13 protein-coding genes and 1 pseudogene are annotated in these 18,538 nt (G+C 72.8%); 7 read left to right on the top strand and 7 right to left on the bottom strand.

Features of this window, described 5'->3' with window-relative positions; all coding sequences use genetic code 11:
* Nucleotides 1-3: 3 nt before the first annotated feature.
* Genes AB0761_RS24735 through AB0761_RS24715 form a run of 5 tightly spaced genes read right to left on the bottom strand, consistent with a single transcriptional unit; the run spans nucleotide 4 to nucleotide 5,842 of the window.
* On the bottom strand, nucleotides 4-1,098 hold the full coding sequence (locus AB0761_RS24735) for a 2-oxo acid dehydrogenase subunit E2 (RefSeq protein ID WP_377271349.1): 1,095 nt from the start codon (nucleotides 1,096-1,098) through the stop codon (nucleotides 4-6).
* Nucleotides 1,091-2,059, bottom strand: coding sequence for an alpha-ketoacid dehydrogenase subunit beta (locus tag AB0761_RS24730; RefSeq protein WP_377271348.1), 969 nt, complete (start codon nucleotides 2,057-2,059; stop codon nucleotides 1,091-1,093). The genes AB0761_RS24735 and AB0761_RS24730 overlap by 8 nt, the downstream gene beginning before the upstream one ends.
* Nucleotides 2,056-2,970, bottom strand: a complete 915-nt coding sequence (locus AB0761_RS24725; protein WP_377271347.1) for a thiamine pyrophosphate-dependent dehydrogenase E1 component subunit alpha — start codon at nucleotides 2,968-2,970, stop codon at nucleotides 2,056-2,058. The genes AB0761_RS24730 and AB0761_RS24725 overlap by 4 nt, the downstream gene beginning before the upstream one ends.
* Nucleotides 2,967-4,451, bottom strand: coding sequence for a condensation domain-containing protein (locus AB0761_RS24720; protein ID WP_377271345.1), 1,485 nt, complete (start codon nucleotides 4,449-4,451; stop codon nucleotides 2,967-2,969). Before AB0761_RS24720 ends, AB0761_RS24725 begins: the two co-directional genes overlap by 4 nt.
* Nucleotides 4,448-5,842, bottom strand: coding sequence for a class I adenylate-forming enzyme family protein (locus AB0761_RS24715; RefSeq protein ID WP_377271344.1), 1,395 nt, complete (start codon nucleotides 5,840-5,842; stop codon nucleotides 4,448-4,450). Before AB0761_RS24715 ends, AB0761_RS24720 begins: the two co-directional genes overlap by 4 nt.
* Between AB0761_RS24715 and AB0761_RS24710 the strand changes: the two are divergent.
* The 7 genes and pseudogenes from AB0761_RS24710 to AB0761_RS24680 all read left to right on the top strand — a co-directional run.
* Nucleotides 5,778-10,334 (top strand): annotated as a pseudogene (locus AB0761_RS24710) (amino acid adenylation domain-containing protein); the annotation flags it as partial. The gene AB0761_RS24715 and the pseudogene AB0761_RS24710 overlap by 65 nt on opposite strands.
* Nucleotides 10,335-10,579: 245 nt before the next feature.
* Nucleotides 10,580-12,127, top strand: coding sequence for an amino acid adenylation domain-containing protein (locus tag AB0761_RS24705; protein WP_377271343.1), 1,548 nt, complete (start codon nucleotides 10,580-10,582; stop codon nucleotides 12,125-12,127).
* Nucleotides 12,124-12,372 carry an acyl carrier protein gene (locus AB0761_RS24700; RefSeq protein ID WP_377271342.1) on the top strand — a complete coding sequence of 83 codons (249 nt, stop codon included), beginning with the start codon at nucleotides 12,124-12,126 and terminating at the stop codon, nucleotides 12,370-12,372. The genes AB0761_RS24705 and AB0761_RS24700 overlap by 4 nt, the downstream gene beginning before the upstream one ends.
* A complete protein-coding gene (locus AB0761_RS24695) occupies nucleotides 12,369-13,649 on the top strand; it encodes a condensation domain-containing protein (RefSeq protein WP_377271341.1) in 1,281 nt (426 codons plus the stop codon). The genes AB0761_RS24700 and AB0761_RS24695 overlap by 4 nt, the downstream gene beginning before the upstream one ends.
* 481 nt (nucleotides 13,650-14,130) lie before the next feature.
* Nucleotides 14,131-14,553, top strand: coding sequence for a hypothetical protein (locus AB0761_RS24690; protein WP_377271340.1), 423 nt, complete (start codon nucleotides 14,131-14,133; stop codon nucleotides 14,551-14,553).
* A gap of 14 nt (nucleotides 14,554-14,567) precedes the next feature.
* A complete protein-coding gene (locus AB0761_RS24685) occupies nucleotides 14,568-15,200 on the top strand; it encodes a cell wall protein (RefSeq protein ID WP_377271339.1) in 633 nt (210 codons plus the stop codon).
* Between the two features lie 13 nt (nucleotides 15,201-15,213).
* The gene (locus AB0761_RS24680) at nucleotides 15,214-16,125 is read left to right on the top strand and encodes a MauE/DoxX family redox-associated membrane protein (protein WP_377271338.1); all 912 of its coding nucleotides are present in this window, start codon (nucleotides 15,214-15,216) and stop codon (nucleotides 16,123-16,125) included.
* 324 nt (nucleotides 16,126-16,449) lie between these two features.
* On the opposite strand, the gene AB0761_RS24675 is transcribed toward AB0761_RS24680, so the two are convergent.
* Nucleotides 16,450-16,899: a MarR family winged helix-turn-helix transcriptional regulator gene (locus AB0761_RS24675; protein ID WP_377271337.1), complete on the bottom strand. Its 450-nt coding sequence runs from the start codon at nucleotides 16,897-16,899 to the stop codon at nucleotides 16,450-16,452.
* Between the two features lie 212 nt (nucleotides 16,900-17,111).
* On the bottom strand, nucleotides 17,112-18,533 hold the full coding sequence (gene pntB / locus AB0761_RS24670) for a Re/Si-specific NAD(P)(+) transhydrogenase subunit beta (RefSeq protein WP_377271336.1): 1,422 nt from the start codon (nucleotides 18,531-18,533) through the stop codon (nucleotides 17,112-17,114).
* Between the last annotated feature and the right edge of the window lie 5 nt (nucleotides 18,534-18,538).

Below are 18,538 nucleotides of genomic sequence, written 5' to 3'. Positions count from 1 at the left end.
GCGTCAGTCCGGGTTCTCCAGCCCCTTCTTGAGCGCATGCAGAAAGAGCACCGCGTCCCGGCCGTTGATCAGCCGGTGGTCGTAGGCGAGCCCGATGTTGGCGGGGGCGCCGTCCTGTGGTGAGGTGACCGCCAGCGCGCAGACCGTGCCGGGCAGGATGAAGGGGACGGCCAGCACCACATCGGCGTCGGTGTGGAGGGTGACGACGAAGTTGGCCCCGGTGAGGTCCGCCTCCCGGAAGGCTCCGGTGGTGGCGGCCAGGCGGTACTTCATCAGCTGGGTGGCGATCTCCCCGATGGTGCGGTCCGCGGCGTCGCGGATGCAGGGGACGTAGAGCCCCTCGCCGAGGTCCACGGTGACCCCGATGTGCGGGGCGTCCGCCAGGGTGGCGGTCGTTCCGTCGACGGCGGCGAAGAAACGGGGGAAGTCTCCGTGCAGCGCGGCGACATGCTGGACGAAGAGCTCGGCCAGGCCCACCGGGCGGCGTACCGTCCGGGTCAGCTCCCGGGCCCGGGTGAGCGCCGGACCCAGATCCATCCGCACCACGGTGTACGCGGCCGGGATGGTCCGATGGGAGAGCTCCACCGCCCTGGCGACGCCCAGCTGCACCCCGGCGAGCGGAGTGCCCTCGGTGCGGGCCGCGACCGGTTCCGGCTCTGCGGCCGCCCTCAGTGCCTCGATGTCCGTCCGGCGGACGACCGGGACGCCGAGCGAGGCGATCTGCTCGGCGGTGATCCCGAGTTCGTCGGCCAGGGCCTGCGCGGGCCCGGTGACCAGAGGGCCGCCCTGCTGCCCGCCACCGGTCTGCGGCTCGGCCGCGAGCGGGGCTGCGGACGCCGCCGGGGCGGCGGGCGGGACCGGGGAGGAGCCGTCCAGGATCCGGGCTATCGCCTGGCCCGGCCGGCAGCGGCTTCCGACCGGGACGGTCCAGTGCAGTGTGCCGGCGGTGTCGGCCTCCACTTCCTCGGCGGCCTTGGAGGTCTCCAGGACCACCACCGGATCACCGGCGAGGACCGGATCGCCGTCCTTGACCAGCCACTCGGTCAGCACATAGTCGGTGTCGTTGTTGTTGAGCTTGGGAACCAGCAGGTCAGCCACGCAGAGTCTCCAGGATGGCGCGGTGGACGGCGGAGGCACTGACCAGCACCTCACGCTCCAGATGGGGGGCGGTGGGAATCACCGAGTCGGCAGAGTGGACAAGCCTCACCGGCCGCGCCAACTGCGACCAGTACCGCTGATGCAGAACATGGGCCACCTCCGCACCCCACGTCCCACCCGCCGTGCCCTCCTCCACCACCACCACATGACGGACCGACGGCAGCTCGACCTCGACCGGATAGAGCCGCGAGGGAACCAACAGCGTGCAGACCACCTCCTCCTCCACCAGCAGCGACCGCATCGCCTCCATGACCCGATGCGCCACTCCCCCACCCGCCACGATCACACAGTCCGGCTCCACACCCTCCAGGAACACCCGGGCCGTCCCACCCTCACGCCGCAGCGAGAACGGCTCCTGCACCTCGTCCATCGCCCGGGTGTACAGAACCTTGTCCTCGAACAGCACACACGGCACCTCACGCGCCAGCATCTCCGCGAACACCTCGGCGTTGTCACGGAACGGCGAGACCTCGTACAACTCCAGCCCCGGCACACCCACAAAATGCTTCTGCAGACTCTGACTGTGCGTCGGACCGTACCCCCGCCCCCCACCCACCGGACACCGCAGCACCATCCGCATCGGCACCCGCGACCCGTACATCGACACCGACTTCGCCGCAAAATTCACCAACTGGTCGAAAGCCAACGTCGCAAAATCACCGAACATCACCTCCACCACGGCACTGTCCCCAGCCAACGCCAGACCCGCCGCCACCCCCGTGATCGCACTCTCACTGATCGGCGTCGACAGCACCCGCTCCGGAAACCGGGTCGACAACCCACGAGTGATCCTGAACGCACCCCCATACGGATCCAGCACATCCTCACCCAGCACAAACAGCCCCGCCTCACGCTCCATCAACCCATGCAGCGCAGCATTCAGATTCTCCGCCACCCTCATGACAACCCCCGCCCCGCCACATCCACAGCCACAGCCTCGACAAGCGCCCTCGCCGAGCCCTCCAGACGCCCCACCCGCTCCGGATCCCGCGCAACGCACCCCGCGTACCAGCCGGCCGCACGCAACCGCTCCACCTGCTCCGCAGACCGGGTGTCATCACCCTTGCTGTGCGGCCCCAACCGCTGCGTGGCAAACTCCACCACCAACGGCACCCCACCACGAACCGCCTCCACCGCAGGAGCCAACAACCGCCGGATCCCCGCCACATCCACCGAATCGGTGAACCGGTACTCCACCCCGAACGCCGCAGCCCGCCCCGCAATACCCCCCGCCAGATGACGACCCGTGGGCGTGGACTGCGCAATCCCGTTGTTCTCCACCACCACCAACAACGGCAGACCCCACAACGACGCCAGATTCAACGCCTCGTACACCGCACCCTCACCAAAGGTCCCGTCACCGACATAGACACACGCCAACGACCCCGGCTCCACCCGCTTCAGATGCAACGCCACCCCACACGCCACCGGCAGACTCTCCCCCTGCACCCCGGTGGACACATACCGCTCCCGCCGAATGTGCTGACTGCCACCCACACCACCACAGACAGCACCCTCACGACCCATGATCTCCGCCAGCAACCCCTCCGGATCCCGGTACCGGGCCAGATAGTGCCCATGCCCCCGATGGTTGCTGAACACATGGTCACCGGGGGCCAGCAACCCCTCCATCGCCACCGGGATGTACTCCTGCCCCAGACAGGTATGAGTCGTCCCGTTCAACATCCCCCGCTCGAACAACTCCAGCAGCTTCAACTCGAACGCCCGGATCGTCAGCATCAACGACAGATCCTCGTCGGCCGGGTCCATCAACGGCGGCGCGGACTCCTGCACGAACGTCCGGGCGGTCATGAGCGGACCGCCGTGGCCACGCCGGCGATGGTGGGGTTGTCGAAGAAGTCGTCCAGTGAGATCTCCAGCCCGAGCTGCTGCTGCATACGGGAGATGATCTGGGTGATCGTCAGCGAGTGGCCGCCCAGGTCGAAGATGTCGTCGTGCGGCTCGATGGGCGCCAGGTCGAGCACCTGCTCCCAGATCGTGCGGATCTGTGCGACCAGCGCTTCATCGCCGGCCGGGATGTCGGCGGTGACGGCCACCGGCGACGGCTCGGCTTCGAGCGGGCCGTCCGGGGCCGGTAGGACGGGCGCGAACGTCACCAGCTCGCCCAGCGGACGCCCGGGCTCCTCGCCCACCGCAGCCAGCAGCGCGACCAGATCCCCGGCGAACCGCTCCGGATCGGGAAGCTCCCGGGGGTCGTGGCGGAGGCTCGCAACGGCGCCCTTCGGCCCCTGCGCGATCTGCAGCTGCAGGGCGCCACGGACGCTGTGGTTGAAGGCGAGCCACTGGACGTCGCCCAGCGGGCAGTCGCCGTCCACCAGCCTGCGGTAGCTGACCGACACCGGGGCGAGCGCGGCATGCGGCCGGATCCCGGGCACCGCGCGGGCGAGCGGTACCTCACGGTGGCGGTAGAGCTCCCGCAGTTCGGCGCGCAGCCGGACGGCGAACCCGCGGAACGGCTCCTCGGGCGACGGCCGGGAGAAGAGCGGGAGTTCATTGACGTAGCAGCCGATCACTCCGGCTTCGGCCGCCGTGCGGGTGGACAGGTCCAGAGCGGTGACCACCTCGGGGTTCCCGTACGAGGCGAGCAGCGTGTGCAGCGCCGCCACCAGTACCTCGAACCGGGTCACCCCGTCGATCTCCGGTATCTCCAGCGGGAACTCCAGCACCCCGCCGGGAGCGGTGGCGCGGGAACGCAGCCGGCCGTCCGGCACCAGGGTCGCCGCCGGCTCGTGCCAGCGCGGCGCCCAGAACCGGGCCGCCTCCTCGGTGGCGGACTCGATGCGCCGCTCCCGGGCGGTCTCGGAGTCTGCGGGCGCGGCCCGCTCGGGTCTGGTGCCGTGCGCCTCGGCCGCCGCGCCCGCCCCGGGTTCGGCGAGGGCCTCGGAGATTTCTGCGACCAGCAGGTCCTTGGAGTGCCCGTCGAAGACCAGGTGGTGGGCGACGGCCACCAGGGTCCGCTCACCGACCAGGGCGAAGCGGATCAGGGGGCCGCTTGCCAGATCGAAGGGCCGGGTGACCACCTCCTCCACGGAGTCGGCGGTCTCCAGCCCGGGGGGCCGGGCGGCGGGCTCCAGGCCGGGTATGCCGTCGTGCTCCCGCACGGCGGCGGCGAGCAGCGGGTGCCGCTCGACGACACTGCGGCAGGCGGCGGCGAGTGCGTCGCGGTCGGGCGGCTCACCGAGGGTGATCACCACCGGCATGTGGTAGGCGGTTGCGGCGCCCGTCCGTGCGGCGATCCACATGCCGTGCTGGGCGTTGGAGAGTCGGTTCAACGGAACACCTCACGAAGTGCGCGTTTGTCGACCTTGCCGCCGTGGTTGCGGGGCAGGGAGTCAAGGGTGACCAGGTGGAGCGGCATTTCCTGCGGGGCGAGCCGGTCCTGGAGGAAGGCCCGCAGTCCGGTGTGGTCGACAGCGCCCACCACGGCGACCGCGACGGCCGTGCCCAGGGCGGGGTGCGGCAGTCCGACGGCTGCGGCCTCCACCACGTCCGGGTGCTGGTAGACCGCCTCCTCGACATGGAGGGTGGAGACCTTGTGGGCACCGGACTTGATGACGTCGCTCTCCCGGTCGACCAGGTGGAGGTAGCCGTCGTCGTCGAGGTAGCCGAGGTCGCCCATCCGGATCCAGCCGTCGCGGAAGACCTCACCGGTCCCGGCGTCGTCGCCGTAGTAGCTGCGGGTGGCGGTGGGCGAGCGCATCCACACCTCTCCGGTGGTGTGCGCGGGCAGCGGCTCGCCCGTTGCGGTGGCGATCCTGACCTCGCCGCCGGTGGCGGGCCGGCCGACGCTGGCCGGGCGCCGGGGGTCGTAGAGCATCACGGTCTGCGCCGGGGCGGCCTCGGTGGAGGTGTAGTAGTTGGCGATCGTCGCCTTGGGGAAGGCCGTGGTGAGCTCGGCGGCGATCCGGCCGGGCAGCGGCGCGGCCGCGGAGCCCAGCAGCAGCACGCTGGACAGGTCGGACCTGGTGTGCGCGCCCGCGGCGAGCAGTTCGATCGCCATGGTGGGGACCAGGAACACCGTGCCGGCCCGGTACTGCTCGATCATCCTGGCGAAGCGGCCCGGGGTGAAGCGGCCGAGGGTGACCACGGCGGGATGGGCGCCGATGGCGTTGGCGAGCATCCACTGTCCGGCGTTGGTGCCGATCGGGAAGGCGTGCGCCAGATGGCGGGAGTGCGCAAACGGCCTGCGGCGGCCGCCCCAGCCGTGCGCCAGGTTGCCATGGGTGGCGGCCACGCCCTTGGGCCGGCCGGTGGTGCCCGAGGTGTACAGGATCTGCGCCAGGTCCCCGGCCCCGGGCGGCGCCGGCTCTCCTTCGGCGGTGGGGAGTTCACCAGGACGCAGCACCAGCGTCGCACCGCAGTGCGCGAGCCGCGCCTCCAGATCGGCCCGGCCCAACTGGTCGGAGAACGGCACCGCGACGGCTCCGGCCTTCAGTACACCGAAGAAGGCAACGGCGTACTCGAGCCAGTCGGCGTTGCCGAAGACCAGCCCGATCCGCTCACCGGGCAGCACACCGCGGCGCAGCAGGCCGGCGGCCACCGCGGTGGAGCGCTGCTCCCAGGCGCCGAAGGAGAGCGTTCCGGTGCCGCTGACGGCCATGGCCTCCCGCTCGGGTTCGGCGCGGGCCCGCGCGCGCAGCAGATCGCAGAGTGTGAGGCTCAAGGCGGTCCCCCCGGGACGGCAGCTGAGACAGGGCGGCGGAGTACGGCGGCTGTGCGTACGGCGTCGGGCAAACGGCGGCTGTGCGTGGGGCGGCGGGATCCGGTCCGAACGACCTGATGCCGGGCTTTGGTATAGACCATTGACTGATTACGCGTCAATCTGCCATCCTCCCCGAGGCCCGTCAATGCCTGTTGACCGCCGATCCCCGGGGTGGCGCGCGAACCCACCCGTCCGGGCCGCAATCCGTCCACCGACCCAGGAGAGACGTGTGGAGACCGGACCGCTCTCGTTCGGCCAGCAGCGACTCTGGTTTCTGCACCAGTTCGATCCTGACGACCCCTCCAACAACACCGCATACACCTACCGGCTCCGCGGCCCGCTGGACCCGGACGCCCTGGCGGCGGCCTTCACCGCCGTGGTGGCCCGGCACGATGCCCTGCGCACCCGGTTCACCGATGTCGGCGGCGAGCCACGGGCCGTCGTGGAGCCCCCCGCGCCGATGCCCGTCGAACGGGTCGACGCCGGCTCGGCCGAGGCGGCCGAGGCCGTCGTCGCCACCCGGACCAACACCCGCTTCGACCTGGCCGCGGCCCCGCCGCTGCGGGTCACCCTGATCCGCATCGCCGAGGACGACCACGTCCTCAGCGTGGTGCTGCACCACATCAACGGCGACGGCTGGTCCTTCAACATCCTGCGGGCCGAGGTCGCCGCCTGCTACGCGGGCCTGCCGCTGCCGCCCGCGCCCCCGCAGTACAGCGAACTGGTCGCGGCGGCCGGGCAGGAGCCGGCCGGCCTCGACTGGTGGGTCGACCGGCTCTCCGGAGCCCCGGTACTCGATCTGCCCACCGACCGGCCACGGCCCGCCCGGCGGACCGCGGCCGGCGACGAGGTGCGCTTCGACCTCCCGGCCGAGCTGGTGGACGCCGTACGGGAGCTGGCCCGCCGGTCCCGCTGCACCCCGTACATGGTGCTGCTCGCCGCCTACCAGGTGCTGCTCGCCCGGCACAGCGGGCAGGGCGAGTTCTGCGTGGGCACGCCCTCCGCCGGACGCGGCCGGCCCGAGCTGGAGCGGGTGATCGGCTTTCTGTCGACCACCATGGTGCTGCGCTGCGACGTCACCGGCGACCCCGCCTTCGGCGACCTGCTGCGGGCCACCCGCAGCAGCGTCCTGGGGGCGCTCGCCCACCCCGATGTCCCCTTCGAGCTGCTGGTCGGCGCCCTCACCACCGAGCGCGACCTCAGCCGTACACCGCTCTACCAGGCGCTCTTCGCCCTGCACACCCAGGGCGATGTCAACGACCCGCTGCCGGGTCTGATCGCCGAGCCCTTCCCGCACGGCTGGCACCCCGCCCGCTGCGACCTCTCCCTCGACCTCTACGAGCTGGACGGGGGCGCGCTCCAGGCGGTACTGATCTACAGCACCGACCTGTTCGACCGGGACACCGTGGAGCGGATGGCCGCACGGTTCCGGCAGCTGCTCACCTCGGTCCTCGCCGACCCCGCCCAGCCGGTCAGCCGCCTGCAGTTGCTGCCGCCGGACGAGCTGCGGCAGCTGGCGGCCTGGAACGACACCGCCGCCGACCTGCCCGGGGCGACCCTTGTCGACCTGGTGCTGGAACAGGCCCGGGCCACCCCCGACGCCGTCGCCGTGGTCTGCGGTACCGACGTCCTGACCTACCGCACCCTGGTCGGCGCTGCGGCGGCGCTCGCCGGGGAGCTGGCCCGGCGCGGCGCCGGGCGGGGCACACGGGTCGCGGTGCGCGGTGCACGCGGCGCCCGGACGCTGGTCGGACTGCTCGGGGTGGCGATGGCCGGGGCCGCCTATGTCCCGATCGACCCGGACTACCCCGAGGCACGCATCGCCTATGTGATCGAGGACTGCGGAGCTGCCCTGGTCCTGGACGACGCCGATCTGGCCCATGTCCTCGACGGCGCGGAGCCGGACCCGGAGGCGGCCGTGGCCCGGCCGCGTCCGGAGGACACCGCCTACGTCCTGTACACCTCGGGGTCGACCGGGAAGCCCAAGGGTGTGGTGGTCCCGCACCGCGCCCTGGCCAACTTCCTGCACGCCATGCGGTCGCTGGTCGGCTCCGCGCCGCAGGACCGCTGGCTGGCCCTCACCTCCCTGGCGTTCGACATCTCCGCGCTGGAGCTCTATCTACCGCTGGTCACCGGTGGCCGGGTGGTCGTCGCGGGCGGCGACACCGCACGCGACGGCGCCGCCCTGGCCCGGCTGATCACCGACGAGGGTGTCACCCACGTCCAGGCGACCCCCTCGGGCTGGCGGGTCCTGCTCACCGGCGACCTCCCACCGGTCACCGCCCTGACCGGCGGCGAACCCCTGCCGCAGAAACTCGCCGCCGAACTGCGCTCCCGCGTCGACCGGCTGGTCAATGTGTACGGGCCCACCGAGACCACCATCTGGTCCACCGCCTGGGAGGTGCCGCGGCACCCGGACCGCGTCTCCATCGGCCGGCCGATCGCCAACACCACCGTGCATGTGGTCGACGCCCAGGGCTCCCCCGTGCCGATCGGAGTCCCCGGTGAACTGCTGATCGGCGGCGCCGGAGTGGCCGACGGCTACCTCGGACGGCCCGAGCTGACCGCCGACCGGTTCGTCACCCACGCCGGCGAGCGGGTGTACCGCACCGGCGACCTGGTCCGCCGACTGCCCGACGGCACCCTGGAGTTCCTCGGCCGCACCGACAACCAGGTCAAGCTGCGCGGCCACCGCATCGAACTCGGCGAGATCGGCGCGGCCCTGGAGACACACCCCGGTGTCCGCCAGGCGGTGGCCGGTGTCGCCGACGAGACCCTGGTGGCCTTCTACACCGCCGAGCCGGACAGCGAGCCCGATCCGCAGGCGCTGCGCGGACATCTCACCGGACAGCTGCCCGGCTACATGGTCCCGGCGCGCTTCGTCCGCCTCGACGCACTCCCGCTGACCCCCAACGGCAAGGTGGACCGGGGCGCCCTGCCCTATCCGCAGGCCGAGCAGCGTCCGGCGGGCAGGCCGCCGCGGACCGAGCACGAACGGCTGGTCGCCGCCGTCTTCACCGATGTCCTCGGCGTCGAGGACGTCCGGGCGGACGACGACTTCTTCGCCCTGGGCGGCCACTCACTGCGCGCGGCGATGGCCGCCGCCCGGATCTCCGCCCTCACCGGTACCCGGCTGCCGGTGAGTGAGCTCTTCCACCGCCCGACCGCCGAACTGATCGCCGCCCTGCTGGAGTCCGGATCCCCCGATGCCACCGACGGGCCCCGCCCGCGCCCGGCCGGCAGCGCCGCACCGCTCTCCTGGAGCCAGCAGCGCCTGTGGTTCCTGCACCGGCTCGACCCGGCCGACGCCGCCTACAACATGTGGCTGGTCACCCGGCTGAAGGGACAGCTCGACCAGGGCGCACTGCACAGCGCACTCAATGAACTGACGGCTCGTCATGAGATTCTGCGCAGCAGCTTCCCCGAGGTGGACGGTGGCCCGGTCACCAGGATCGCCCCGCCCGGACCGGTGCCGCTGGAGACGCCGACCGCCGCCGGCGAGGCGGAGGCACTGGAGCTGGTCGCGGCCCGTACCAACGCCCCGTTCGACCTCACCGCCGCACCCCCGCTGCGCGCCGCCCTGATCCGCATCGCCGAGGACGACCACGTCCTGTGCCTGGTGCTGCACCACATCCTGGGCGACGGCTGGTCGCTCAACCTCCTCCACGACGAACTGGCCGCCCTCTACTCGGGCCGCCCGCTGCCGTCCGCCCCGCTGCAGTTCGGCGACATCGCCGCCTGGCAGCGGGAGCAGGACACCACCGGACTGCTGGACCACTGGCGCGAGCGACTGGCCGACCCCCCGCAGCTGGACCTGCCCACCGACCGACCGCGCAGCTCCGTGCCGGCGAGGCGCGGTGCCTCGGTACGCGTCCCGCTCGACCCCGCGCAGGCCGCCGCGCTCACCCGGCTGGGCCGCGGCCACCAGTGCACCCTGTTCATGGTGCTGCTCGCCGCGTACCAGGTGCTGCTCGCCCGGCACACCGGCGCCGACGACATCATGGTCGGCACCGCGACCGCCGGACGGGACCGGCTCGAACTCGAAGGCGTCATCGGCTATCTCACCGACGTCCTGGTGCTGCGCGGCGACCTGTCCGCCGACCCGACCTTCGCCGAACTGCTGGACCGCACCCGCGGCGACGTCCTGGGGGCCTTCGCCCACCAGGGGATCCCGTTCGAGCAGCTGCTGGCGGAGCTGCGCCCGGGGCGCGACCTCTCCCGCACCCCGCTCTTCCAGACCATGGCGATCCTGCACAGCCAGGGGACGTCGCGGGACGAGGACGCCTTCGCCGGGCTGGTCGGGACACCCTTCGAGCACGGCTTCCAGCAGGCCAAGTTCGAGCTGATGCTGGAGGTCTGGCAGGACGACCGGGAGCTGGTGCCGACCCTCGTCTACGACGCCGAGCTCTTCGAGGAGCACACCGCGGTCCGCCTCGCCGAACGTCTCGGACTGCTGCTGGGCTCCCTTCCCGACCACGCCGACACCCCGCTGTCCGCACTGCCGCTGCTGACCGGGGACGATCCCGCCGTCCTCGAAGGACCGCCGCTGGGCGAGACCCCGGCGGTCCTGGAGCTCTTCGCGGCCGCCGTGCGGGCACACCCCGACGCGATCGCCCTCTCCTGCGGTGACCAGCAGCTCAGCATGCGCAGCTGGACGCCCGGGCCGCCGAGATCGCCGCTGAGCTGCCGCCCGGCGGTGTGGTCGGCATCCGTCTGGGCCGCACGCCCGACGCCGTCGCCGCGATGCTCGCCGCCTGGCGGGTGGGCGCCGCGTATCTGCCGCTGGACCCGGAGTACCCGGAGCAGCGGCTGGCGCTGATGACCGAGGACAGCGGTGCCTCGGTGGTCCTCACCCCGGACGGGCCCCGGCAGGCCGGTGGGACGTTCCGTCCGCAGGACACCGCCTATGTGATCTACACCTCGGGTTCGACCGGGGTCCCCAAGGGCGTCCTGGTGGGCCATCGGGCGCTGGCCGAGCGGGTGGCCTGGATGCGCGAGAACTACGGGCTGGGGCCCGCCGACCGGGTCGTCCAGTTCGCCTCGCTGAGCTTCGACGCGCATGTGGAGGAGATCTTCCCCGCGCTGGCCTCCGGAGCACGGCTGGAGCTGCTCCCCGACGGCGCCGTCACCCTGACCGACCACCTCGACGGCGTCACCGTCCTCGACCTGCCCACCGCCTACTGGCACCTGCTGGTCGAGGAGATCGACCAGATCGCCTGGCCCGACACCCTGCGCCTGGTCATCCTCGGCGGCGAGCAGGTCCATGAGGCGGCGGTGCTGCGCTGGCGCGAGCGGTTCGGTGAGCGCATACGGCTGGTCAACACCTACGGCCCCACCGAGGCCACCGTCATCGCCACCGCCGACGACCTCCTCGGCGGCGGTACACCGCCGAGCGGGCGCCCCCCGATCGGACGGCCCGTCGGCGGCACCCGGATCACCCTGCTGGACGCGGCGGACCGGCCGGTGCCCCCGGGGGCCGTGGGAGAGCTGTGCATCGGAGGCGCCGGGCTCGCCGACGGCTACCTGGGGCGGCCCGAGCTGACCGCGGAACGCTTCGCGGTCATCGGCGGGGAACGCCTCTACCGCACCGGTGACCGGGCCCGGCTCCGCGCCGACGGCCGGCTGGAGTTCCTGGGCCGCCAGGACGACCAGGTGAAGCTGCGCGGCTTCCGGATCGAACCCGGCGAGATCGAAGCCCTGCTGGGCGGCCGCGGCGCCGTCGCCGTCCACGGCCAGACGCTGGTCGGATACACCGTCGGGGACCCGGAGCCGGTCGCCGAGCAGCTGCGCGCCGCGCTGCCCGCCCATCTGGTGCCGGCGGTCTGGGTGCAGCTGGACGCGCTGCCGCTGACTCCCGGCGGCAAGCTCGACCGCGCCGCGCTGCCGGCCCCCTCCCACCGGCAGGACCAGGAGTGGACCGCGCCGCGCACCGACGCCGAGGCCCTGGTGGCCGGGGTGTTCGCCGAGGTGCTGGGGGTGGACGGGGTCGGGGCCTTCGACGACTTCTTCGGCCTGGGCGGGCACTCCCTGCTGGCCGTCAAGGTGGTCGCCAGGGTGCGCGCTGCCACCGACGTCGACCTGCCGATCAGGACCCTGTTCGACCGCAGCACGGTCGCGGGGACCGCCCAGGCCCTGGAGGAGGAGCTGTTCGCCGAGATCGACCGGCTCTCCGACGCCGAGGCCGCCGAACTGCTGATGGCCGACCGGGACGTGCCGGACGGACCGCTGGAGAGAGGACGCCCATGACCGGCAACACCATCAAGGAGCGGCTCGCCGAACTCGTCGAGGAGTCCTCGGACGGCGCGATCCCCGCGGACCTGGCCCGCAGTGGCGGCGCTTCGCTGTCCGCGCTCGGCCTCACCTCGCTGTCCCGGATGCGGCTGGTCGACGCGGTCGAGGGCGAGTACGACGTGGAGATCGACCTGGACGCCGCAGGCTGGGAGCTGCTGGACGACCTGGATGCGCTCGCCGCCCACCTGGCGGCACGGTGATCGTCGACTTCACGGCGCCGGACCGCGGCACCGCACCGCTGACCTGGGGCCAGAGCGCCATCTGGGACGCCATCGGGAAGACCGCCCCGGACGACCACTACTTCAACTTCGGGCGGATCCTCGCGGTCCCCGGCACCAGGACCGCGGACCAGATCGCCACCGCGCTCGCCGCCCTGGTCGCCAGGCACGGCGCCCTGCGCACCCGGCTGGACCTGGACGGCCCGCAGCCGCTCCAGCGGCTGGCCGACCGGGGAGGGCTGCCCGTCCTGCTCACCGCCGAGGATCCCGACACCGTCCTGGCCGCCCTCACCGCCGACCGCTACGACTACGCCGCGGACTGGCCGCTGCGGGTCGCCCTGGTGACCAGGGGGCAGTGGATCAGCCATGTGGTGCTCGCCTTCTGCCATATGGCGACCGACGGGCTCGGCTCCGAGATCGCGGTCCGCGACCTGCGCATGCTGATCCTGCGCGGTGCGGCCTCCCTCAAAGCCGCAGCCCCGGCCCCGAGCCCGCTGGACCTCGCCCACTGGCAGGCCGGCCCGGACGGACGCCGGACCGCGCGGCGTGCCGCCGAGCTGTGGGAGGACTTCCCCCGCCAGGCGATGTTCGACCGGTTCAGCGAGGACCAGGCCCAGCCACCGGTCTGGCGGGCCCAGCTCACCTCCCCCGCGCTGGGTCTCGCCGTCCGCGCCGTGGCGGCCAGGCACCGCACCTCCACCTCCACCGTGCTGCTCGCCGCGACAGCCGCCCTGGTGGGCCGGCACACCGGGCGCGGGACCTGCGCGGTGCTGCCCATCGTCAACAACCGCTTCCGCAGGGACACCACCCGGATCGTCAGCACCCTCTCCCAGGAGGGGCTGTTCGCCCTCGATGTGGACCGGGACTTCGGGGCGCTGCTGCGGGAGGCGGAACCGGCCACCCTGCGGGCGTACCGTAGTGCCTTCCACGATCCGCTCGACCGGGCGGCGGGGGACTGGGTGCAGCCGCGCTGCTGCTTCAACGACATGCGTTTCGCCGACCCCGGACCCGCTCCCTGCCCCGCCGAGGACATCGCCAGGGCGCTGCCGGAGACCACGCTCAGCTGGCCGCTCAGCCAGGAGAAGCTCAACTGCCGCTTCTGCGTCCATGTCTCCGGCTCGGACTCCGGCTCGCTGGAGGTCTCCGTCACCGCCGACACCCGCTATCTCCCGCGCCCGGGGATGGAGCGGATCCTGCGCGACATGGAGTCCCTGCTCGTCGCGGAGGCCGGAGCCGGGCCGCAGCCGCCGCTCGGCTGATCCGGCCGCCGGCCCGACCGTCCGGGCCGCTCGGGCCGTCCGATCCGCTCAGGCAGCGGGCCGCTCAGGCCGTCCGGGCGGCTCCCGGCCGCGCGGCGGCTGCGGGCGGCCGGCGGGCGCGGGCGGCCGGCGGGCGCGGGCGGCCGAGGGGCGGCGGGAGTTCACCGTGGCCGAACACGGTCGGCGGGTGTGTCGGGGCTGAGCAGCGAGGGCGCCGGGGGAAGCGGAACCGGGCGGCGCTGCCTCTGGTAGACCCGCGTAGACCTATGCATCATGGACCTGTTCGTCCAGGGGGCGGCGCTCGCCGCACCCCCCGCCTGAGAACCGCTTGAGCACGGGCGCATCCGAACGGCCGCCCCGCCCTGTGGCACACGGCACGGCGCACCGCTCTCGCGCCGCACGGCGGCCCACCCAGCACCATCGGTCCGGACCTCATCCGAGGCTGGATTTGTCATGCTCTCCACAAGCAAGGAGATCGTCGATGGCCTGCGGATCCACCAGCCTCTGGGCAGGCGAAGCCACCTGGTTCTGCTGCGGCTCCTCCTGGGGACCGTGCAGCAGCGCCGGCACGGGTGCCTGCGGCACCTGCCAGTCCAGCGCCCACCAGGCGGCATGGCCCAACGCCTCAGCCGCCTGTTTCAACATCACCCGTCCCGACCTCTGCGGGGAGTCCATCCCCCGCCGCGGCTGCGGCTCCGTGATGACGGTCAAGCACCAGTGCTCCGGCGCCTCGGTGTGCGTCACCGTCTCCGACTGCGGCCCCCGCACCAAGAGCTTCTGCGGCGAGGCCACCTGCTGCAACGGCACCTGCCGCACCAACCGGGTCATCGACCTCACCCCCGCCGCCTACTCCGCGATAGGCAACCTCAGCTCCGGCATGCTGCCCGTCTACATCTACGAGTGAGGAGAGGCCCGGCCATGAGCACCCCCCGCAGCACATCAGCCTCCGGCGGCCGAGGCTTCGACCGCCGCCGCTTCCTCACCACAGCTGCCCTGGGCGGCGCCACCATCGTCGGCGCGTCGGCCCTCGGCGGGCTCGACGCGGACGCCGCCTTCGCGGCGCCCACCCCGTCGCTGGACCCGGCGATCGCCGCGGCCGCCTTCGCCGAGGGCCGGATCACCGCCATCAACGGCAGCGTCCTGGAGGTCGCCGCATCCAACGGCGGCCAGCACCTCATCCAGCTCACCAACGCCACCAGCATCTGGAAGCTGGAGCCCACCACGGCGGACGCCGTCAAGGTCGGCGACGGCCTCTACGCACGTGGCGTCCCCATGCCCGACGGCACCATCGCCGCCGACGCGATCTGGGTCAACATCGTCAACCTGGCAGTGACGGTGCGGGGCATCGCCAAGGACCGCCTGCACTTCGCCCATGGCGCCCACGGCCTGGTCGGACGCGTGGTGCACGGCACCACCACCGCCTCCTATCTCGCCGGGGCCCTCACCTCCGACCTGTCCCAGGTGCGCATCGGGCAGTCGGTGCAGGTGCTCGGGGCCTGGCGGCCCGAGGACGGCAGCGTGGACATCGCCCGTATGACCGTCGGCCACTGACCCGGAGGTCGGGATGCTCACACTGCTCTCAGCCTCCGCCGCGCCGGTACTGGGTGTGCTGCTCGCCGTGGGCGGCGCGGCCAAGGTCTTCGGCCGGGACACCGCCCGGCAGGCCGCCGGCACCGCCCTGGCCCGCATCCTCGGCGGCGGCGCACGGCGGGCGACCCTCGCCCTGCGTGCCGTCGGCGCGGTGGAACTCCTGGTGGGCGCCGCACTGTCGGCCTCACCCGCCCCCGCACTGCCAGGGGCTGCGACAGCCGCCCTGGGGGCCGGCTTCCTCGGCTATCTCGGCTACGCCCGGGTGGCGGCGCCGGAGTCCTCCTGCGGGTGCTCCGCACGGGACAGCGGTCCCATCACCTGGCGCTCCTTCGCCCGGGCAGGCCTGGTCCTGGCCGGCGGCGCCGCCGCTGCGGCCTCCGGTGCGACCTGGTGGGGCCAGGTCGCGGCGCACCCCTCGGCCGCAGCCGTGGCCGTGCTCGCCACGGCCGTGGTGCTGGCGGCGCTCTCCACCGACCTCGACCATCTGTGGCTGCTGCCACTGCGCAGGGCCAGGGTCCGTGTGCTGGGGCACCCGCTGGCCCGCAGCGGGGGCACCGGACGGGTGCCGGTGGCCACCTCCGTGGAGCTGCTGGAGCGGTCGCTGGCCTGGCAGTCGGCGGCACCCGTCGTCCGGTCGGCGCTGCTCGACCACTGGGACGAAGGGGGCTGGCGCATCCTCAGGTTCTCGGGGCTGCACCAGGACGCGGACGGCGCCCGGCCGGTCAGTGTGCTCTTCGCGCTGGACGCCGCAGCCTCCGCCGACACCTCGCCCATCCCCTCGGTGCGCGTCGCCGTCATCGACGACCGCACGGACGAGCAACTGCCCGTCGGTCCGCCCGACATCCCGGTACGCACGGCGCTCACCGTGCTCCCGCTGGCGACCTGACGGCCCGGGCACCTGACGGCCCGACGACCCGACGTCCCGGCGCCCGATGTGCCGGTGCCGCGGGGGCAGCAGCTGCCCCCGCGGCACCGGCACATCGGGGCGCGGGTCCGGGCGCCTACGGACGGACCCGCTCGGGCGCGGATCCCGGCGGCACTCCGACGATCCCGGCCGTGGTGCCGCTCCGGCCCGGGCGGAGCCTTGCACCGGCATCCACGGGGAGCGCCCGAGGTGGCCGCTCAGGTGGTCAGCGAGCAGCCGAAGCCCTCGGACGGGTCCCGCGGTGGGCCCGGCGCAGCATCCCGGCGCTGCACGCGGGCGCCGGGATCACGGGTGGGTGAGCCTCTCCAGCAGGGCCATCGCCTGGAGGACGGTCTGCCGCTCCTCCTCGGTGTAGCGGTCCTGCATGGCCCGGGCCAGCCACTCCTCCCGGGCCTGGCGGGTGCCCTCGGCGCGCTCCTGCCCGGCCGGAGTCAGCGAGACCAGCTGCCGGCGGCCGTCCTCGGGGTCGGGGTTGCGCTCGATCAGCCCGTGCTGGTCGAGCGCCGCGAGCGTGGCCGCCATCGACTGCGGGCGGACCCGTTCGGCGGCCGCGAGCACGCTGGCCGAGGTGGGGCCCTCCTTCCCCAGCCGGCTGAGCACGGAGGTCTGCGACGGGGTGAGCTCCCCGGTGTCGTAGACCTCCCTGAGCCGCCTGCGCAGACGGCTGAACACCACCCGCAGATCGCGCGCCGCCCGAGCGGCCGACCCGGAGATGTCCCCAGTGGTCTCGTCCATGGCCCCCACGCTATTTCCTTCAGTCCGGACTGTCCGGTTCGGCCCGCTCAACGCGCCGCCTCCAGGGTCCCGGCACTGCGCACCGCGCCCCGGGGACACCGACCCGTCCCTCCACCACGGTCGGCGACCCCGCCTCCCCGCGCAAACCGGCGGCAGCAGCGGGCGGGTCCGGCGGGAGCCACTGCCCCGCCGGACCCGCCCGATTCCGCGGCCTACACCAGGGCGGCCAGCGCGCCCAGGATGTCCTCCACCCGCGTCCTGGCGTCACCGAAGAGCATCCGGCTGTTGTCCCGGAAGAAGAGCGGGTTCTGCACCCCGGCGTAGCCCGGGGCCATGGAGCGCTTGAAGACGATGACCTCGGCCGCCTCCCAGACCCGCAGGACGGGCATGCCCGCGATCGGGCTTGCGGCGTCCTCCTCCGCGGCGGGGTTGACGGTGTCGTTGGCGCCGATCACCAGGACGACCGACGACTTGGCGAAGTCGTCATTGATCTCGTCCATCTCCAGGACGATGTCGTACGGCACCTTCGCCTCGGCCAGCAGGACGTTCATATGACCCGGCAGCCGTCCGGCGACCGGGTGGATGCCGAACCGCACCTGGACACCGCGCTCCCGCAGCGCCCGGGTGAGGTCCGCGACCTTGTGCTGCGCCTGCGCCACGGCCATCCCGTACCCGGGCGTGATGATCACCGAGGTGGCCGAGCTCAGCAGCCCCGCCGCCTCCTCCGCGGTGATCTCCCGGTGCTCGCCGTAGTCGCCCCCGGAGGTGGCGGCGGGTGCCTCGATACCGAAGCCGCCGGCGATCACCGAGAGGAAGGAGCGGTTCATCGCCTGGCACATGATGTAGGACAGATAGGCACCGGAGGACCCCACCAGCGCACCGGTGACGATGAGCAGATTGTTGTTCAGCAGAAAGCCCGAGGCCGCCGCCGCCCAGCCGGAGTAGCTGTTGAGCATCGACACCACCACGGGCATGTCGCCGCCGCCGATGGCCGCCACCAGATGCCAGCCCAGGGCGAGTGCCACCGCGGTGACCGCGATCAGCAGGCCGAGGTTCGGCCGGACCACGAAGAGCACGGTGAGCACGACGAAGGCCGCGAGCGCGGCGAGGTTGAGCACGTTCCTGCCGGGCAGCATCAGCGGGTTGGACCTGATGCGCGCGGAGAGCTTCAGATAGGCGACGATGGAGCCGGTGAAGGTGACCGCCCCGATGAAGACGCCGATGAACACCTCTGCGTGGTGGACCCGCAGCAGTGAACCGGCCAGCTCGGCGCCGGCCGAGGAGTGCGCCTCGACGTCCAGATAGCCGTTCCAGCCGACCAGCACGGCGGCCAGGCCGACAAAGCTGTGCAGGACGGCGATCAGCTCGGGCATGCCGGTCATCTCGACGACACGGGCGCGCCACAGACCGATCACCGCGCCGATCGCCATCGCGGCGGCGAGCAGTCCGACGCCGGTTCCCGGGATGGAGCGCGAGGCCAGCCCGATGGTTGCGGCCAGCGCGACCGCCATTCCGGCGATCCCGACGACGATGCCCGAACGGGAACTCTCGTGCTTGGACAGTCCGGCGAGGCTGAGGATGAACAGCAGCGCGGAGACGACATAGGCGGCCTGAGTGGCCGTGGCGGCTGTCATGGGGC

This window comes from Peterkaempfera podocarpi (genome assembly GCF_042466665.1).
Classification (GTDB): domain Bacteria; phylum Actinomycetota; class Actinomycetes; order Streptomycetales; family Streptomycetaceae; genus Peterkaempfera; species Peterkaempfera podocarpi.
This window is presented reverse-complemented; position numbering and strand designations above follow the sequence as displayed.